Origin of the sequence: Azorhizobium caulinodans ORS 571 (assembly GCF_000010525.1) — a bacterium.
In the GTDB taxonomy this organism is placed as follows: Bacteria; Pseudomonadota; Alphaproteobacteria; order Rhizobiales; family Xanthobacteraceae; genus Azorhizobium; species Azorhizobium caulinodans.
Genome location: NC_009937.1, coordinates 4,624,793 through 4,641,791 on the forward strand (window position 1 = coordinate 4,624,793; position 16,999 = coordinate 4,641,791).

General features: G+C 67.5%; 18 protein-coding genes and 1 tRNA gene. 9 read left to right on the forward strand and 10 right to left on the reverse strand.

The genetic code is table 11. The annotated features are described in order from the left end of the window. Positions 1-2: 2 nt before the first annotated feature. The 5 genes from rpmH to AZC_RS20815 form a co-directional block, all read right to left on the reverse strand. A complete protein-coding gene (rpmH, locus tag AZC_RS20795; protein ID WP_012172575.1) occupies positions 3-137 on the reverse strand; it encodes a 50S ribosomal protein L34 in 135 nt (44 codons plus the stop codon). A 296-nt stretch (positions 138-433) separates the two neighbouring features. Next, entirely contained in the window at positions 434-2,338 is a 1,905-nt protein-coding gene (ybaL, locus tag AZC_RS20800) for a YbaL family putative K(+) efflux transporter (protein WP_081434157.1), read from the reverse strand. A gap of 224 nt (positions 2,339-2,562) precedes the next feature. Beyond that, positions 2,563-3,168, reverse strand: a complete 606-nt coding sequence (gene leuD / locus AZC_RS20805) for a 3-isopropylmalate dehydratase small subunit (RefSeq protein ID WP_012172577.1) — start codon at positions 3,166-3,168, stop codon at positions 2,563-2,565. Positions 3,169-3,276: 108 nt separating this feature from the next. Next, positions 3,277-3,816 (reverse strand): cytochrome b, encoded by a 540-nt coding sequence (locus tag AZC_RS20810; protein WP_012172578.1) that lies wholly within the window; start codon positions 3,814-3,816, stop codon positions 3,277-3,279. 117 nt (positions 3,817-3,933) lie between these two features. Further along, the gene (locus tag AZC_RS20815; RefSeq protein WP_043879666.1) at positions 3,934-4,353 is read right to left on the reverse strand and encodes a metallopeptidase family protein; all 420 of its coding nucleotides are present in this window, start codon (positions 4,351-4,353) and stop codon (positions 3,934-3,936) included. Between the two features lie 182 nt (positions 4,354-4,535). On the opposite strand from AZC_RS20815, the gene AZC_RS26325 reads away from it, so the two are divergent. Further along, complete coding sequence (locus AZC_RS26325) at positions 4,536-4,658, forward strand: hypothetical protein (protein ID WP_274532298.1); 123 nt, start codon at positions 4,536-4,538, stop codon at positions 4,656-4,658. A gap of 122 nt (positions 4,659-4,780) precedes the next feature. Here AZC_RS26325 and leuC read toward each other — a convergent pair whose 3' ends face one another. Both leuC and AZC_RS25800 read right to left on the reverse strand, forming a co-directional pair. Beyond that, positions 4,781-6,205: a 3-isopropylmalate dehydratase large subunit gene (leuC, locus tag AZC_RS20820; protein ID WP_012172581.1), complete on the reverse strand. Its 1,425-nt coding sequence runs from the start codon at positions 6,203-6,205 to the stop codon at positions 4,781-4,783. A 78-nt stretch (positions 6,206-6,283) separates the two neighbouring features. After that, positions 6,284-6,454, reverse strand: a complete 171-nt coding sequence (locus AZC_RS25800; RefSeq protein ID WP_158304150.1) for a hypothetical protein — start codon at positions 6,452-6,454, stop codon at positions 6,284-6,286. Positions 6,455-6,674: 220 nt separating this feature from the next. Here AZC_RS25800 and AZC_RS20825 point away from each other — a divergent pair, with 220 nt between their 5' ends. After that, entirely contained in the window at positions 6,675-6,956 is a 282-nt protein-coding gene (locus AZC_RS20825) for a hypothetical protein (protein ID WP_043879667.1), read from the forward strand. Positions 6,957-6,980: 24 nt separating this feature from the next. Here the strand turns inward: AZC_RS20825 and AZC_RS20830 are convergent, their stop codons facing one another. The 3 genes from AZC_RS20830 to AZC_RS20840 form a co-directional block, all read right to left on the reverse strand. After that, positions 6,981-8,246, reverse strand: coding sequence for an MFS transporter (locus AZC_RS20830; RefSeq protein WP_081434067.1), 1,266 nt, complete (start codon positions 8,244-8,246; stop codon positions 6,981-6,983). 96 nt (positions 8,247-8,342) lie between these two features. Continuing rightward, complete coding sequence (locus AZC_RS20835; protein ID WP_012172583.1) at positions 8,343-9,956, reverse strand: phosphoenolpyruvate carboxykinase; 1,614 nt, start codon at positions 9,954-9,956, stop codon at positions 8,343-8,345. 128 nt (positions 9,957-10,084) lie between these two features. Then, complete coding sequence (locus tag AZC_RS20840) at positions 10,085-10,816, reverse strand: HugZ family protein (protein ID WP_043879668.1); 732 nt, start codon at positions 10,814-10,816, stop codon at positions 10,085-10,087. Between the two features lie 298 nt (positions 10,817-11,114). Between AZC_RS20840 and AZC_RS20845 the strand changes: the two genes are divergently transcribed. The 7 genes from AZC_RS20845 to AZC_RS20875 all read left to right on the forward strand — a co-directional run bounded on the left by AZC_RS20845 (position 11,115) and on the right by AZC_RS20875 (position 16,919). Continuing rightward, the gene (locus tag AZC_RS20845) at positions 11,115-11,816 is read left to right on the forward strand and encodes a response regulator transcription factor (protein WP_012172585.1); all 702 of its coding nucleotides are present in this window, start codon (positions 11,115-11,117) and stop codon (positions 11,814-11,816) included. A gap of 25 nt (positions 11,817-11,841) precedes the next feature. Next, positions 11,842-13,620 carry a sensor histidine kinase gene (locus AZC_RS20850; RefSeq protein WP_012172586.1) on the forward strand — a complete coding sequence of 593 codons (1,779 nt, stop codon included), beginning with the start codon at positions 11,842-11,844 and terminating at the stop codon, positions 13,618-13,620. 4 nt (positions 13,621-13,624) lie between these two features. Next, positions 13,625-14,080 (forward strand): HPr kinase/phosphorylase, encoded by a 456-nt coding sequence (locus AZC_RS25880; protein ID WP_012172587.1) that lies wholly within the window; start codon positions 13,625-13,627, stop codon positions 14,078-14,080. Between the two features lie 110 nt (positions 14,081-14,190). Further along, positions 14,191-14,592 (forward strand): PTS sugar transporter subunit IIA, encoded by a 402-nt coding sequence (locus tag AZC_RS20860; RefSeq protein ID WP_012172588.1) that lies wholly within the window; start codon positions 14,191-14,193, stop codon positions 14,590-14,592. Beyond that, entirely contained in the window at positions 14,561-14,932 is a 372-nt protein-coding gene (locus AZC_RS20865) for an HPr family phosphocarrier protein (protein ID WP_081434068.1), read from the forward strand. The genes AZC_RS20860 and AZC_RS20865 overlap by 32 nt, the downstream gene beginning before the upstream one ends. Positions 14,933-15,050: 118 nt before the next feature. After that, the gene (locus AZC_RS20870; RefSeq protein ID WP_043879669.1) at positions 15,051-16,523 is read left to right on the forward strand and encodes a sensor histidine kinase; all 1,473 of its coding nucleotides are present in this window, start codon (positions 15,051-15,053) and stop codon (positions 16,521-16,523) included. A 319-nt stretch (positions 16,524-16,842) separates the two neighbouring features. Further along, positions 16,843-16,919: transfer RNA gene (locus tag AZC_RS20875), tRNA-Arg, on the forward strand. Positions 16,920-16,999 lie beyond the last annotated feature (80 nt).

Here is a 16,999-nt window from a genome sequence, read left to right on the forward strand (position 1 = left end):
CCTCACGCAGACAGGCGCTTGCGGCCGTGGGCGCGGCGCGCAGCGATGATCTTGCGGCCGTTCTTGGTCGCCATGCGCGCACGGAAGCCGTGCCGACGCTTGCGCACGAGCTTGCTCGGTTGATAAGTGCGCTTCACGGGTCTTGTCTCCGGATTGACGGGCCACGCCCTGAGGCACGGCCGATTTCAAAAATGTCGAGCACGGTCACCGGGATCGCGAGACGCGCTCCCGAACCGGCTCCAGCGGCTGTTTCCCGGGCCTGCCCCGGCCACCGGACTTCGCCTTCGGCCGCCTCCCGGTTCAACGGGAGAATAAGACAGTATCCCAGGAGGCACGGCCGCCCGAGTTCGGGCTCGGCTTATAGGGGTGGGAGGGCCGCGCGTCAACGGCGAACCGGCGGTCGGACACAGCCGAACACCCTTCCCGCCCCGCTTCAGCCCGCCATGAGCTTGTCGGTTTTCTCCGCCGCGGCCTCGGAAGCCTCCTCCGGGCTGCGGCCCTTGCCGGCCAGCACCTCGCCCACGTCGGGCAGAATGCTTTCATCCGCCGTATCGGCGGGCTTCAGCGGCTCATCCACGGGGAAGAACACGCCTTCGGGCGTGATGATCTGGGTCCGCTCGCCTTCCACCTTGCCGGGCGAAGCCTCGCGGGCTGCGTCATTGAGCCCGAAGACGTGGCCTAGCATGCCGCGCGCCACCTCGCGCTCGCCCATGATGATGAATCCGGCGCCGCCCTGGCGCAGATTCTCCACCTCGGCGTCCGAATGGGCACGGGCGATGATGTCGAGCTCGGGGTTGAGCTCACGCGCCCGCCGCAGCACGCGGCCGGCTTCGAAGCCATCGGGAATCGCGAGGATCAGCCGGCGCGCCCCGGTCACGTTCGCGGCCACCAGCGCCTCGGCGGCGGCGGCGTTGGCCGGCACGACCTCGATGCCCGCCTCCTTCAGCTCGTGAATGGCATCCTCCCGGTCCTCCACCACGAGGAAGGGCGTGCCCGCGGTCTCGAGCCCGGCCGCCACGAGGCGCCCCACCCGCCCGAAGCCGACAAGAACGGTGTGGTTGCTCTGGGCCGTCGCCGGCAAGGCGGCGGCGGGGCCCATGCCCACGTCGTCCTCCGGCTTCTGCACCACCAGCTTGCCGCGCAGCTTGTCCAGCGCGAGGAAGAAGAACGGGTTGAGGAGAATGGAGATGATGGCGGAGGCGAGGATGAGATCCCGCCCCTCCTGCGGCAGCAGGCCCAGCTCCACGCCCAGCGCGGCGAGGATGAAGGAGAACTCGCCCACCTGCGCGAGGCTGGCCGAGATGGTGAGCGCCGTCCCCTTCCCGTAGCCGAACATGCGCACCAGCGCGAAGGAAGCGAGCGACTTGCCCACCAGCACGATCAGCAGCGTGCACAGGAGCGGGATCGGGCTGCGCAGGATGATGGCCGGATCCACCAGCATGCCCACGGAGACGAAGAACATCACCGCGAAGGCGTCGCGCAGCGGCAGCGTCTCCTCGGCGGCGCGATGGGAGAGCGGCGATTCGCTCAGCACCATGCCGGCGAAGAAGGCGCCGAGCGCGAACGAGACGTCGAACAGCTTGGCCGAGCCGTAGGCCACGCCCAGCGCGATGGCGAGGACCGCAAGGCGGAAGAGTTCGCGCGAGCCGAGACCCGCCACCCGGTCGAGCAGCCAGGGGATGAGGCGACGGCCCACCACCAGCATCAGCACCACGAAGGCCGCGACCTTGGCGAGGGTCAGCCCCAGCGTCGCGGCGATGCTGGAGGTGCCGAACAGCAGCTCCGCCTGCGAAGCCCCCGCCGGCTTGCCGCCCATCGCCTCGGAGAGCGCCGGCAGCAGCACCAGCGTCAGCACCATGGCGAGGTCTTCGACGATGAGCCAGCCGACCGCGATGCGCCCCTGCTCGCTTTCCAGGATGCGCCGCTCCTGCAGGGCGCGCAGCAGCACCACGGTACTCGCCACCGACAACGCGAGGCCGAAGACGAGGCCGCCTCCAAGCGGCCAGCCGAGAAGGTGGGCGAGGCCCATGCCGAGCAGGGTCGCGACCGCGATCTGCGCCACCGCGCCGGGAATGGCGATGGCCTTCACCGAGAGCAGGTCGGCGAGGGAGAAATGCAGGCCGACACCGAACATGAGCAGGATGACGCCGATCTCGGCCAGTTCCATCGCCAGCTCGGGATCGGCGGTGAAGCCGGGGGTGAAGGGCCCCACGAGGATGCCGGCGAGCAGATAGCCCACCAGAGGCGATACCCGCAGACGCTGCGCCAGCGTACCCAAGATGAAGGCCAGGACGATGGCCCCCACGATGGTGGCGACAAGCGGCGTCTCATGCGGCACGGGCACATCCTCCTGGAGGGGTAGCATGGAAAGGCACACCCACTCCCGGAGGGAGTACGGGCGCACGGCGCGGAAGGGAACCTCGCGAGTTTAAGCCAATCTCAAAGGCAGAACAGTGACTTCCGCCTTCCGGAGCGGAACTTTTTTGCCCGCGGCGCCCTGCGGAACAAAAAAGGCGCCTCCGGGGAGGCGCCTTGCGGGGGTGGGCGGGTGAAGCCGGCCGGTCACAGCCAGGGCTGTTCGGTCTTCTTCTCGCCCTCATAGGTGTCGATCTGGGTGCCCTTCTCGAGCGTCAGGCCGATATCGTCGAGGCCTTCCAGCAGGCAGCGCTTGCGGAAAGGGTCGATCTCGAACTTCACCGTGCCGCCATCGGGGCCGCGGATCTCCTGCGCCGCGAGATCGATGGTGAGCGTGGCATTGGCGCCGCGGTCGGCATCGTCGAACAGCTTGTCGAGGTCGTCCTTGGAGACGACGATCGGCAGGATGCCGTTCTTGAAGCAGTTGTTATAGAAAATGTCCGCGAAGGACGTGGAGATCACGCAGCGGATGCCGAAGTCCAGCAGCGCCCACGGCGCGTGCTCGCGCGAGGAGCCGCAGCCGAAATTGTCGCCGGCCACGATGATCTTCGCATTCCGGTAGGCCGGCTGGTTCAGCACGAAGTCCGGATTGTCCGATCCGTCCTCCTTGTAACGCATCTCCGAGAACAGGCCCGTTCCGAGGCCCGTGCGCTTGATGGTCTTCAGATACTGCTTCGGAATGATCATGTCGGTATCGACATTCACAATCTTCAGCGGTGCGGCCACGCCTTCCAGCGTCGTGAACTTTTCCATGGGCCTAACGCAGCTCCCTTGCCTTGGCTGTTCCAGATGCCGACGCGCGGGGCAGCGCCCGCGCGTCCGTGCGAAAAAGCGAGAGGCCGGCGACGCCGCGCGATCGGCTCAGCGCCGCGGCAACATCCGCGTGAGGACGTCGTCCTTCAGCACGAAGTGATGGCCGATGGCCGCCGCCCCATGCACCAGCGCCACGGCCACGAGGCCATTCGCCAGCCACTCGTGAACTTCCACCACCTGCCGGGCGAAGGTGCGATCCACCGCCACCGGAGAGGGAATGGTGAACAGGCCGAACAGCGTCACCGCATCTCCGCGCAGGAAGGCGAGATAGACGCCGACCACCGGCGTCAGCACCAGCAGCGCATACAGCAGTACGTGCACGGCCTGCGAGGCCCGGTGCACCAGCGGCGAGAGCGCCGCCGAGGGGCCGGGCATGGTCATGGCGTGCCGCGCCACCACGCGGGCGACGATGAAGGCGAGCAGCACCAGCCCGAACGAAATGTGCAGCCACCACACCATCGCCCGCAGCGGCGTGCCGCGCTCGAACAGGAAGCGCACGTAGGTGAGGCCGTAGATGATGGCGATCAGCGCCACCGTCGCCCAGTGAATGAAACAGAAGAGGTTGGGATATCTCTGAACCGGTTGCACGCTGACCTCCGCCCGCCTGTTTAGAACCGGTCCAGACTAGAGAGCGTGCAATACGGCATAAATTCGGATGTTTGCGGAGGACCACCCCGCCGGTCGCGTGGGAGTGAGGGGTGCGCGTCATAGGTCCGCCGCCGCCTCGATGCGCTCCATGTCATCGTCCGAGAAGCCGAAATGATGACCGATCTCATGCACCAGCACGTGGGCCACCACATGGCCGAGCGTCTCCTCGTGCTCCGCCCAGTAGTCGAGGATGGGGCGGCGGTAGAGGAAGATCATGTTGGGCAGCCGGCCGGTGGGGGCCACGGCCTCGTCCTGCGCGAGGCCGATCCCCTGGAACAGCCCCAGGAGGTCGAAGGGGCTTTCCGCCTCCATCTCCTCCAGCACCTCGTCGGTGGGAAAGTCCTCGACCCGGATGACCACGCCCGCGCACAGGCGGCGGAACGGCTCCGGCAGCCGGGCGAAGACCTCGTCCGCCAGTTCCTCCATCTCCGCGAGGCTCGGGGCCTCCAGCGTCCGCCACTTCAGGGCGTCGGACATTTCAACCTGCTCCTTCGGGATGATCCCGCACCGGACCGGCGGCGGTACTCCGCCGCCACGGCGCCGCCCAAGTTGGTCCGGGCTTCGCCAAGTTTCGCTCAAGTTGATGCCACGCGAACATGGTTAAGGAACCGTGAAGCGAAAACGTCGTTGCAATAACAGGACGACTACGGAGAGTGACCATGCTGCTGCGCAAGCTTGCGGTCACCAGCGCGCTGGTGACGATACTGGGTATCGCCGCGTATCTGGCTCCCCACGAGGCCAATGCCACCCTCGTTGCGACGACGTTCGCGGCCATTCAGTAACACCGCACCCTGCCGTGCCCCGAACCTGTCGGAACGCCGGAAGGCGAACGCTGCATCCTGCGGCGCGCCTCGGAACGCCATGAAAGGCCGCACCTGATCGTGCGGCCTTTCTATTTCCGTCGTCAGCCGCGCGGCCAGGTCCGAACATCGACGAAACGGCCAGCGATGGCCGCTGCCGCCGCCATGGCGGGCGACACGAGATGGGTGCGGCCCTTGAAGCCCTGGCGCCCTTCGAAATTGCGGTTCGAGGTGGAGGCGCAGCGCTCCTCCGGCGACAGGCGGTCCGCATTCATGGCGAGGCACATGGAGCAGCCCGGCTCGCGCCACTCAAAGCCCGCGGCGAGGAAGATCTTGTCCAGACCCTCGGCCTCGGCCTGTGCCTTCACCAGGCCGGAGCCCGGCACGACCATGGCCTTCACATTCGCGTTCACCGTGTGGCCGGCAACGATCTGCGCCGCCTGACGCATGTCCTCGATGCGCCCGTTGGTGCAGGAGCCGATGAACACGCGATCGATGGCGATGTCGGAAATCTTCGTGCCGGCGGTGAGGCCCATATAGGCCAGAGCGCGCTTCTTGGCGTCCCGACGCACCGCATCCTCGATGGCCTCCGGATCGGGCACGAGGCCTTCCACGGACACCACGTCCTCCGGGCTAGTGCCCCAGGAGACGATGGGCGGCAGGTTGGCGCCGTCGAGGCGGACTTCCGCATCGAAATAGGCGCCTTCGTCGGAGCGTAGCGTCTCCCAATAGGCGACCGCCTTGTCCCAGTCGGCGCCCTTCGGCGCGCGGGGACGGTCCTTCAGATAGGCGAAGGCCTTCTCGTCCGGGGCCACCATGCCGGCGCGGGCACCGCCCTCGATCGACATGTTGCAGACCGTCATGCGGCCTTCCATGGAGAGCTGGCGCATCACGTCGCCGGCATATTCGATCACGTAGCCGGTGCCGCCGGCCGTGCCGATGGAACCGATGATGGCGAGCGTCACGTCCTTGGCGCCGACCCCCTCCGGCAGGGTGCCGTCCACGGTGACGCGCATGTTCTTGGACTTCTTCTGGATCAGCGTCTGGGTGGCGAGCACATGCTCCACCTCCGAGGTGCCGATGCCATGGGCCAGCGCGCCGAACGCCCCATGGGTGGAGGTGTGGCTGTCGCCGCAGACGATGGTGGTGCCGGGCAGCGTGAAGCCCTGCTCCGGGCCGATCACGTGCACGATGCCCTGACGGATATCGCGCTCGTTATAATATTCGATGCCGAATTCGCGGGTGTTCTCCGCCAGCGTCTCCACCTGCGTGGCGCTTTCCGGATCGTCGATGCCGTGCGAGCGGTCGGTGGTGGGCACGTTGTGGTCCACCACGGCGAGCGTCTTGGAGGGCGCGCGCACCTTGCGGCCGGCCATGCGCAGGCCCTCGAAGGCCTGCGGGCTCGTCACCTCATGGACGAGATGGCGGTCGATATAGAGCAGGCAGGTGCCGTCCTCCTGCCGGGAGACGACGTGGTCGTCGAAGATCTTGTCGTAGAGGGTCTTGGGGCCGCTGGTGGGGGCGTTCATGACGATGTCCTAAGGAGCATGAACCCAAGCGCACGCGCCGGGTCATTCGATGCGACGATGATGACGGAAGAAAGGGTGTCAGCGACCGAGTCGGGCCAGCGCGGACGTGGTGAAGCGCCCGAAGAAACGGCCCGGCAAACGCACGTGATCCGGCACGGCGGCAAAGTCCATGGTCGTGCAGGCATAGTGCCCGGTCGCGCACAGCGCGGCCCTGGGCAGATGCGGAGCGACATGGAAGGGGCGGTTCATGCCGCGCTTTTTAGCAGTTCCAGCGTGCTGCGACAATGCACGAGCCCGTGCCCTCGACGCTGCGGCGCACGCGATCAATCCGCCGCGGGAACAACCGCAGGTCTGCGCCCTGTTCAGAGCGCGGCGAAAAGCCATGAGCTCAGCCGTATTGCTGCGATGCAGCAAATGGTGTTGCCTCGCATCATCTTCAGAATTTCGGGGGGCCGGACGGAGAAGGGTCATGCGGTTGGAGGTTTATGTCCTGGGCGCGCTTGTGGTTGCGGCGAGCGCCTCGATCTTCGGCGATCTCGGACGGGCGGCAGCACCGGACCAGAGCGAGATGACGGCGCGCTATGATGCCCCGGTCGCCTACTCGACCACGGCCCGCGCCGAGGACAAGATGCCCGCCACGGACACCGCCTGCAGCCGCATTCCGGGCCGCCCTGCCGCGACCTCGCTCCAGTTCCTGGAGCCCGGCACCTACGTCACCTCCGACTTCGCCACCGGCTGCGACGCCCGCTGACGCGGCGCGCCGCGCCGGGCGGCCTCACCTGAGGCTCTCGCCGCCGTTCATGGCGGACGCCGTGCGCGGCAAGGCGACGAGCCACAGGGCCAGCGCCAGCAGCGCAAACCCGCCCAGCGACAGAAACGCTGGCGCATAGCCGAGGCGCGCCGCCACCAGCCCGGCGACGCCGGGGCTGAGGGCGGCCCCGATCCCCTGCACCGTCATCACCGCCCCGAGCCCCGCATTCACATGCCCGGTGCCCCGCAGGATGCGGGCAACGATGCCGGGCGTCGCCACGCCCAGCAAGCCGGCGCCCACGCCATCCAGGATCTGCACGGGCAGCACCGTCAGCGGGTGGTCAAAGAAGCCCGCCACAAGGCCGCGCAGCGGCAGGGCCACCAGCGCCAGCACCATCACCAGCCCGTAGCCGCGCGTCTGCGCGAGGCGGGAAGCCAAGAGCGCCATGGGCACCATGGTGAGCTGGGCGATGAGCACCGTGCCAGCGGCATAAGCGGCCGGATCGAAGCTGCCGGCACTCGCCACCTGCTGGCTGAGCAGCGGCAGCATGGCGGCATTGCCCAGATGGAAAAGCAGCAGCGTCACCGCCAGCACCCGCAGCGGCACCGAGCGCAGCAGCACGGTGAGGCTCGGCGGCTCGGGATGGACCGCCCCTTCCGGCACCGCCTCCAGCCCGCGCGCCACGTCATGGTCGATGTCCTGCGGACGGATGCGCGCCAGCATCGCCAGCGAGCCCACGGCCATGAGGCTCATCAGCACGAAGACGGCGGTGAGCCCATAGAAATAGCCGAACAGACCCGCGAGACCGGCGGCGGCGAAATTGCCGGCATGGTTCCAGGCTTCGTTGCGGCCAAGCTGGGCGGCGAGGCCCGCCTGCCCCACGAGACCGAGGGTGAGGCCCGCAATCGCCGGCCCGATGGCCGCGCCGGTGAGGCCGGTGGCGATCTGCGCCAGCGTCACCACGGGGCCGGAGGGATAGAGCAGCAGCGCCAGCGTCGCGACGACCACCAGCACGGCAGAGACCGCGACCACCGCGCGCTTGGAGCGCACCGCGTCCGCCAGCATGCCCAGCGGCGTCGTGGCCACCATGCCGGCAAGACCACCGACCATCATCACGAGCCCGATGGAGTCGGCCTTCCAGCCCTGCTCCACGAGGAACACGCCGAGGAAGGGGCCGAGCCCGTCCCGCACGTCCGCCAGGAAGAAATTGAGCCCGGCCAGCGCCGCCACGGAGGCGCCGACCGTGCGGGGAGACAGGGCAACATCGGCGGCGGGAGAGGAAGCGCTCATGAGACCTCGCTGGGGACGGGCGCGAGCGTGAGCGTCGCGGCACGTCCCCAACGAAGCGGAGCTTTGGCGGGTTCCCGCTACCGCTGGGTCAAACGATCACTCGGCGGCGATCCGCACCTGCGGCTGGGCATCGCGCACCGCCGCATCCACATGCCCCTCGAACTTCGCGAAATTGTCCCGGAACATGGCGACGAGCTTGCGGGCAGTGGCGTCGAAGTCGGCTTTGTCCGCCCAGGTCTTGGACGGATAGAGGATGTGCGGCTCGATGCCCGGAACCGATGAGGGAACGGAAAAGCCGAAATAGGGATCGGTCCGGAAGGCGGCGTCCTTCAGCGAGCCATCCAGCGCCGCGGTGAGCAGGGTGCGCGTGACCTTGATGGGCATGCGCCGGCCGACGCCATATTTGCCGCCGGTCCAGCCGGTGTTCACCAGCCAGCAGTCCACCTGATATTTCGCGATAAGATCGCGCAGCAGATTGCCATAGACGGACGGATGGCGCGGCATGAAGGGCGCGCCGAAGCAGGTGGAGAACGTCGCCTCGGGATCCTTCACCCCCTTCTCCGTGCCGGCGACCTTGGCCGTGTAGCCGGAGAGGAAGTGATACATGGCCTGCGCCGGCGTGAGGCGGGCGATAGGCGGCATCACGCCGAAGGCATCGGCCGTGAGCATGATGATGTTCTTCGGCACGCCGGCCCGCCCGGTGGGACTGGCGTTCGGGATGAAATCGAGCGGATAGGCCGAGCGCGTGTTTTCGGTCAGGCTGCCGTCGTCGAAGTCCGGCACGCGGGTGTCCTCATGGAGGATCACGTTCTCCAGAATGGTGCCGAAGCGGTCCGAGGCGGCGAAGATTTCGGGCTCAGCTTCCTTGGAGAGGCGGATGGTCTTGGCATAGCAGCCGCCCTCGAAATTGAAGACGCCGGTGTTGCTCCAGCCATGCTCGTCATCGCCCAGCAGCGTGCGGGCGGGGTCGGCGGAGAGCGTCGTCTTGCCGGTGCCGGACAGGCCGAAGAACAGCGCCACGTCGCCGTCCTTGCCCGCATTGGCCGAGCAGTGCATGGGCATGACACCCTTGGCCGGCAGGAGATAGTTGAGGAAGGTGAAGACCGACTTCTTCATCTCGCCCGCATAGGACGAACTGCCGATCAGCACGATGCGGCGGGTGAAGTTCACCGCGATGATGGTGTCGCTGCGGACCCCGTGGCGGGCCGGATCGGCCTTGAAGCTCGGCAGGTCGATGATGGTCAGCTCGGGGACATAGCCCGGCAGTTCCTCGCGGGCCGGCCGCCGCAGCATGGTGCGGATGAAGAGCGAGTGCCACGCATATTCCGTATAGACGCGGGCCGCGATGCGGTGGGCCGGGTCGGCACCGCCATAAAGATCCTGCGCGAACAGTGTCTTGCCCTCGGCGGCGGCAAGAAAGTCCTGATAGAGCGTCTCGAACTGCTCAGGCGTGATCGAGCCGTTGTTGTCCCACCAGACCTCGCCCTCGGTGGTCGCATCGCGCACCACGAACTTGTCCTTGGGGCTGCGCCCGGTATGGACGCCCGTATTGGCCGCGAGCGCACCGCCAGCCGCGAGGCGCGCCTCGCCCTTGGCGATGGCGTGCTCGTAGAGCTGGGGTTCGGTGAGGTTCCAGTGAACCCCCGCGAGGTTCCGGAGGCCGAAGGTCTCGATGCCCTGAGAGCTGTTGCGAAGTCCTGTCTCGATCACGGAACATCTCCTGTTGCGCGCGACGTAACGCGACGCGCCTGCGCCGAATTCCCGAAGGGGAGCAGCAGGATGAAATACGGACAGGGAGACTGTCTATTCTTTTAAATGCGTTCAAATCGTTTGAATTTTCAGGGCATTTTCTCTCGCGCCTGCGTTACAAGCTGCACAAGGACTTGCCGCACCGCACCACGTCCCGTCACGCGCTGCGGAAAGTCGAGACGCCGCACCACATCACCACCGGCCAGTTCGCATCCATCCGGATCGAGCCCGATCATGCGCCACGCGACGCCCTCGCGCTCCGGCTCACCGAGCAGGCGCGTCGCATAGAGGGCAATGGCATCTGCATGATCCTCGTTCATGTGCGAGACCACGCCCTCAACGCTCTCGCGCACCTCGTCCGCGCCGGTCCAGTCGGTGAGAAGGCCCTTGGCCGGGAGCGTGACGATGCGGCCGAAGCCCTCCACCAGATGGGCTTCGGCCAGTTCCAGCGTGAAGAAACCGAAGTCGGTGAAGTCCGCATATTGGGCGGCGTTGGGATGACGGGCGAGATAGCGCGCCCGAATGTCGCTTCCCTCCGCCGCCGGCACCACACGGCCGAGCAGGCTGGCGCGGGGGGAATCCAGCGGATCGGCGCCGCTCGCGGCCAGCAGAAGCGAGGCGCGGGAGTCGCGGGCAAGGTTCTGGGTGTGGCGGGCGAGACGCGAGATGAGAAGGCCCGGCGCGCCGGTCTCGTCGGGGGCCACCGCGACGAGGGAAGCATAGGGCGCGCCAGTCTCCTCCAGCGTCGCCAGCGCGCCGAAGCGCGCCTCGCGCATCAGGCGACGGATCACCTCGCTCGCCCGCGTTATGGCCTCGCCCATGGTCTCCTCCCGAAGCGGCTGCAACGACGCGCGGGACCGTAAAGCCATCGCCCCGACAGCGTGAGAGGCTCGGCGTGCGATTGGAGCAATTCAAGCTGACGCATCCGCGCGCCGGGAGACTTATCCCCGCACCGCCGTTGGAAAACGCGCGGCTTTGGCAACCGAGATTTGGCGACTCAAGCGTTTCCGTCTATTTTCCGTGCAGAATAAAGCGCGGTGTCACATTTCGGCCACGCGAACCGGCTTCTTCGGCACGAAGACGTGATCTTGACCGACCCCGACGCTTGAAAGAGGTGTCATGCCCACAATCGCCCTCGTCGATGACGATCGCAACATCCTGACCTCCGTCTCCATCGCGCTGGAAGCGGAAGGCTATCGTATCGACACTTATACCGATGGGGCTTCGGCGCTGGACGGGTTCAAGACCAACCCGCCCGATCTCGCGATCCTCGACATCAAGATGCCCCGCATGGACGGCATGGAGCTGCTCCGCCGCCTGCGCCAGAAGACCGACATGCCGGTGATCTTCCTCACCTCCAAGGATGAGGAAATCGACGAGCTGTTCGGCCTGAAGATGGGCGCCGACGATTTCATCAAGAAGCCCTTCTCCCAGCGCCTGCTGGTGGAGCGCGTGAAGGCGGTGCTCCGCCGCGTGGGCGCCAAGGACGGCACTGCCCCGCGCGAAGTGGACAGCGCCAAGGTTCTGGAGCGCGGCCTGCTGCGCATGGACCCCGAGCGCCACACCTGCACCTGGAAGGGCGAGCCGGTGACGCTCACCGTCACCGAATTCCTCATCCTCCAGGCGCTCGCCCAGCGCCCCGGCGTCGTGAAGAGCCGCAACGCCCTCATGGACGCGGCCTATGACGACCAGGTCTATGTGGACGACCGCACCATCGACAGCCACATCAAGCGCCTGCGCAAGAAGTTCAAATCCGCCGACGACAATTTCGACATGATCGAGACGCTGTACGGCGTCGGCTATCGCTTCAAGGAAAGCTGAGGGCGGGCGCGGGGCGCCCATTCCCATGACCGACGCCGCAGATCCGATCTCAGGTCGAGGACCCGAAGCCCCCCCGAAACGGGGGCTCGGGATTCTTGCGACCCTCCGGCGTGTGCGCCGGTTCGTGGTCTTCAAGAGCTTCTCCAGCCTGACCAAGCGTATCGTCCTGCTCAATCTGGCGGGTCTTTGCGCGCTCGTCTCCGGCATCCTCTATCTGTCCGAATTCCGCGCCGGCCTCATCGATGCCCGCGTGCAGAGCCTGCTGGTGCAGGGCGAGATCATCGCCGGCGCCATCGCCGCCTCGGCGCAGGTCGAGACCAACGCCATCACCATCGATCCCGAGCGCCTTCTGGAGCTTCAGGCCGGCGAGAGCTACGGCCCCTCGGAAGAAGGCTTCGCGCCGCTGGAATTCCCCATCAATCCCGAGCGCGTCGCCCCGGTGCTGCGCCGTCTCGTAGGCCCGACCCGCACCCGTGCCCGCATCTACGACCGGGACGGGATCATGCTGCTGGATTCCCGCTCGCTCTATTCCAAGGGCGAGATCCTGCGCTTTGATCTGCCCCCGCCCACCCAGCCGCCGCCCGGCCTGCTGGAACGGGCGTGGCGCGGCGCGCAATCCTGGCTCGGCCGGGGCGACCTGCCCCTCTACAAGGAACTCGGCCCCCAGAGCGGCAAGGAGTATCCCGAAGTCGCTTCCGCCGCCCTCGGCCAGAAGGCCAGCGCCGTCCGGGTGGATGATCGCGGCCGCGTGGTCGTCTCCGTGGCGGTGCCGATCCAGCGCTTCCGCGCCATTCTGGGGGTGCTGCTGCTCTCCACCCAGGGCGGCGAGATCGACGAGGCGGTGGAGGCCGAGCGCTTCGTCATCGTGCGCGTCTTCCTCGTCGCCGCCGCCGTCATGGTTCTGCTGTCGATCCTGCTCGCCGGTACCATCGCCGATCCGGTGCGCAAGCTGGCCGACGCCGCCGAGCGGGTGCGCCGGCGCATCAAGACGCGCGTGGAAATCCCCGACTTCACCAGCCGCGCCGACGAGATCGGCCATTTGTCCGGCGCCCTGCGTGACATGACCAGTTCGCTCTACAACCGCATCGAGGCCATCGAGAGCTTCGCGGCGGACGTGGCGCATGAATTGAAGAACCCCCTCACCTCCCTGCGCTCGGCTGTGGAGACCCTGCCGCTCGCCAAGAGCGACGCCTCCCGCGGCCGCCTGCTGGAGGTGATCCAGCACGACGTGAAGCGGCTCGACCGCCTGATCTCGGACATTTCCGACGCGAGCCGCCTCGATGCCGAGCTTCAGCGGCAGGAGGCCGCCAGTGTCGATCTCAAGCAGTTGCTGGAGATGGTGGTGGGCATGGCGCAGGACGTGCGCAAGGATGACGGCGTGAGCGTTGCCCTCGCCTTTGAACGCCTGCCCGGCGCGCCGGCCGATTTCACCATCGCCGGCCATGCCTCGCGGCTGGGTCAGGTGGTGGACAATCTCGTCTCCAACGCCCGCTCCTTCTCGCCCGAAGGCGGCACGGTGAAGGTGCTCTGCCGCCGCACCAAGACCGGCGCGGAGATCATCGTGGACGACGAGGGCCCCGGTATCCGACCCGATGCCCTCTCGCGTATCTTCGAGCGCTTCTATACGGACCGCCCGCACCAGGGCTTCGGCCAGAACTCCGGCCTCGGCCTCTCGATCTCCAAGCAGATCGTGGAAGCCCACGCCGGCCACATCTGGGCCGAGAACCGCACGCAGGCCGGCGCGCCGGGCGAGGAGCCTCAGGTGCTTGGCGCCCGCTTCATCGTCCGCCTGCCCAACGGCTGACGCCATGAGCGCGGCCGGCGCAAGCATTCACGCCAGTTGCGTCGTCCTGGGCGAAACCGGCGTCCTCATCCGCGGCCCGTCGGGCGCCGGCAAGTCCACCCTCGCGCTGCGGCTGATGCTCGACCCACCCCGCGCCCTGCCGGAGGCGCGGCTGGTGGCGGACGACCGGGTGCTGCTGTGCGCCGAGGGGGCCGACCTCGTGGCGCAGGCACCGGAAGCGCTCGCCGGGCTGATCGAGGTCCGGCATCTGGGCATCCGGCAGGTTCCCCATCTTTTTTGCGGGAAGGTGAAGATTGTGATCGATCTTGCGGCAGAGCTTGCGCCGCGCCTGCCCGACGCCGCCGATCTCACGGAAATCCTTTGCGGAATAAAGATCCAGCGTTTGCCGGTGCCACCGGGGGCTGACGCAGCACTGCTGCTCGCCGCAGCCCTGGCGACGCGGGAAACAGGCAACACATGATGCTTTTGTGCGCTGCACCCCTTGCGTAATTTTTGAGCCGCTCTGAATATGACGGCCCCGTTGTGCGGGAAGGCCTTCACCCATTCAAAAGAGGTGAAGGCGGAGGCAACATGATCGGTCTCGTGCTCGTCACCCACGGCCGCCTGGCCACCGAGTTCTGTTCTGCGCTGGAGCACGTGATGGGGCCGCAGGCCCAGATCGCGAGTGTCACCATCGGCCCCGATGACGACATGGAACGGCGCCGACACGATATCATCGAGGCCGTCGCCAAGGTCCAGAGCGGCCAGGGCGTGGTCATCCTCACCGACATGTTCGGCGGCACCCCTTCCAACCTCGCCATCTCCGTGATGAATGCGCCGGACGTGGAAGTGGTGGCGGGCATCAATCTTCCCATGCTGGTCAAGCTCGCCAAGGTCCGGGGCGAACTCCCCCTCTCGGAGGCGGTGGACGTGGCGCAGGAAGCCGGGCGGAAATACATCAATGTCGCCAGCCGCGTCCTTGCCGGAAAATAACGCCTCCCCCACCGCGCTCGATGAGGCCGAGGACGTCGCCGTGGTCTGCGGCGCGCCCGCGCCCGAAGGCGCCCTGGTGCGGCGCCTGCCCATCATCAACAAGCGCGGCCTGCATGCGCGGGCCTCCGCCAAGTTCGTGCAGATGGTGGAAAGCTTCGATGCCAACGTCACCGTCTGCCGCAATGGCGAGGCGGTGGGCGGCAACTCCATCATGGGCCTGATGATGCTGGCCGCGGCGCCCGGCACGAGCGTCGTGGTGACAGCAACCGGAGAACAGGCGCAGGATGTGCTGAACGCGCTGGAGGCGCTGGTCGCCAACCGCTTCGGCGAAGACGAATAGCCCTCGGCACGGACATCCGGATCAGGCTTCGGGCGGGCGCCCACCAAACCGCCCACTTCTTCAATTATGCGCGACCCGGATCGCCATCCAAGCTCCGACAGGCGTGCGTACAAGCAGAATGACGCAGGCAGACACCAGCACATCCTCTCCCCGCGCTGCCGCGCGGCGGGTGCGCTTTGGCCTGTCGGCAAAGCTGCTCACCCTCACCATCGCCTTCGTCACCATCGCGGAGATCGCCATCTTCGTGCCCACCATGGCGAACTTCCGGCTCGCCTGGCTCTCGGACCGTCTGGCGGCGGCGCGGACCGCCGCCCTCGTGCTCGATGCCGCGCCGGAAGACACCATTCCCGGTGATCTCACCCGTGCCCTGCTCCAGAGCGTGGGCGCAAAGGTGGTGGTGGTGAAGCGGCAGGAGACGCGCCGCCTGCTCGCCATGTCCGACATGCCGCCGCCCATCGACCGGCACGTGGACATGCGCAACACCTCGCTCTGGGACGCGGTGGTGGACGCCTTCGACACGCTGGCCGCCGGCAACGGCCGTACGCTGCGCGTGGTGGGCGATGCGCCCCGCGACGGCGAATTTCTCGAAATCGTCATTCCCGAGACGCCGCTGCGCAAGGCCATGCTGCGCTTCTCGGCCACCGTGCTCGCCATCTCGCTGGTGGTCTCGGTGCTGGCGGGCGTGCTCGTCTATTTCTCTCTGCACTGGCTGTTCGTGCGGCCCATGCGGCGGCTCACCGCGCAGATGGCCGAGTTCCAGGCGGCGCCCGAGGATGCCTCCCGCATCGTCGTGCCGAGCGGGCGCGACGACGAGATCGGTGTCGCCGAGGAGGCGCTGGCCGAGATGCAGACGGAGCTTGCCCAGACGCTTTCCCAAAAGACGCATCTGGCCGCCCTTGGCCTCGCGGTCTCCAAGATCAACCACGACCTGCGCAACCTGCTGGCCTCTGCGCAGCTCATGTCGGACCGCCTCGTGGACATTCCCGATCCCGCCGTGCAGCGCTTCGCCCCCAAGCTCGTGGCGGCGCTGGATCGCGCCATCGCCTATTGCCAGCAGACACTGTCTTACGGCCGCGCGCAGGAGCCTTTGCCCGACCGCCGGCCCGTGGACATCGCCGCCCTGCTCACCGAGGTGCGCGAGACGCTGGGCCTCGGCCCGGATGCGCCCATCGGCTGGGTGTGCGCGGTGGAGAAGCATCTGGCCGCCGATGCCGACCCGGACCAGCTCTTCCGGGTGATCCTCAACATCGCCCGCAACGCCGTGCAGGCGCTGGAGGCCCGCGCGCCCAACACGCCGGAGCGCGACCAGATCCGCATCAGCGCCCGCCGCATCGGCTCGGTGGTGGAGATCGAGATGTCGGACACCGGCCCCGGCATTCCTGCGGAGCGGCGCGACCGGCTGTTCGCCGCCTTCCAGGGCTCCGCCCGCCGGGGCGGGACGGGCCTCGGCCTGCCGATCGCGGACGAACTGGTGCGCGCCCATGGTGGCGAGCTGCGCCTGCTGGAAGGCACCATCGGCGCCACCTTCCTCATCTCCTTGCCCGACCGCCCCATCGAGCTGCGCCAGCGCGCCCTGCGCGCCCGCGCCTGAGGGCCCTTGGGCTCGCCCCTGCCCGCTGGCGCCCTCCGCATGCCGGAACGGACGCGCCCCTCCCCTTCCCTGTCCGGCGCCTGTGGACGACGCACGCGCAAGCCCTTGGCGCGTCAAGGCTCGACCGGCTCGGAGCCCGCCACCGACGGTGCAGCTTTCCACAGGACCGTGGGCCGGCTCACATTTCTCGCATCGGCGGGCCTTGCACTGCCGGGGAAAAGGCAGTAGTTCAACACACCTCGCCGCCGGGACACCGGGGCGGGCCCTCGGAGGACCAGCCTCCGGATCACGGTCTGACCGTTGATCTCCAAAGGGAAACGCGCCCGTAGCTCAGCTGGATAGAGCACCAGACTACGAATCTGGGGGTCAGAGGTTCGAATCCTTTCGGGCGCGCCATTTATCTTCAAATCAGATCTGTCGACGGTTGGAGCTTGTGCTTACGCTCCTGACTGCCGTCCCTCGCCATTGAGGCTACC

Excerpts from the sequence above, each read along its gene's own strand:
- leuD (WP_012172577.1), bottom strand. The coding sequence starts at position 3,168 with ATGGAAAAGTTCACGACGCTGGAAGGCGTGGCCGCACCGCTGAAGATT.
- AZC_RS20815 (WP_043879666.1), bottom strand. The coding sequence starts at position 4,353 with ATGTCCGACGCCCTGAAGTGGCGGACGCTGGAGGCCCCGAGCCTCGCG.
- AZC_RS26325 (WP_274532298.1), top strand. The coding sequence starts at position 4,536 with ATGCTGCTGCGCAAGCTTGCGGTCACCAGCGCGCTGGTGACGATACTG.
- leuC (WP_012172581.1), bottom strand. The coding sequence starts at position 6,205 with ATGAACGCCCCCACCAGCGGCCCCAAGACCCTCTACGACAAGATCTTC.
- AZC_RS25800 (WP_158304150.1), bottom strand. The coding sequence starts at position 6,454 with ATGAACCGCCCCTTCCATGTCGCTCCGCATCTGCCCAGGGCCGCGCTG.
- AZC_RS20825 (WP_043879667.1), top strand. The coding sequence starts at position 6,675 with ATGCGGTTGGAGGTTTATGTCCTGGGCGCGCTTGTGGTTGCGGCGAGC.
- AZC_RS20830 (WP_081434067.1), bottom strand. The coding sequence starts at position 8,246 with ATGAGCGCTTCCTCTCCCGCCGCCGATGTTGCCCTGTCTCCCCGCACG.
- AZC_RS20840 (WP_043879668.1), bottom strand. The coding sequence starts at position 10,816 with ATGGGCGAGGCCATAACGCGGGCGAGCGAGGTGATCCGTCGCCTGATG.
- AZC_RS20845 (WP_012172585.1), top strand. The coding sequence starts at position 11,115 with ATGCCCACAATCGCCCTCGTCGATGACGATCGCAACATCCTGACCTCC.
- AZC_RS20850 (WP_012172586.1), top strand. The coding sequence starts at position 11,842 with ATGACCGACGCCGCAGATCCGATCTCAGGTCGAGGACCCGAAGCCCCC.
- AZC_RS25880 (WP_012172587.1), top strand. The coding sequence starts at position 13,625 with ATGAGCGCGGCCGGCGCAAGCATTCACGCCAGTTGCGTCGTCCTGGGC.
- AZC_RS20860 (WP_012172588.1), top strand. The coding sequence starts at position 14,191 with ATGATCGGTCTCGTGCTCGTCACCCACGGCCGCCTGGCCACCGAGTTC.
- AZC_RS20865 (WP_081434068.1), top strand. The coding sequence starts at position 14,561 with ATGTCGCCAGCCGCGTCCTTGCCGGAAAATAACGCCTCCCCCACCGCG.
- AZC_RS20870 (WP_043879669.1), top strand. The coding sequence starts at position 15,051 with ATGACGCAGGCAGACACCAGCACATCCTCTCCCCGCGCTGCCGCGCGG.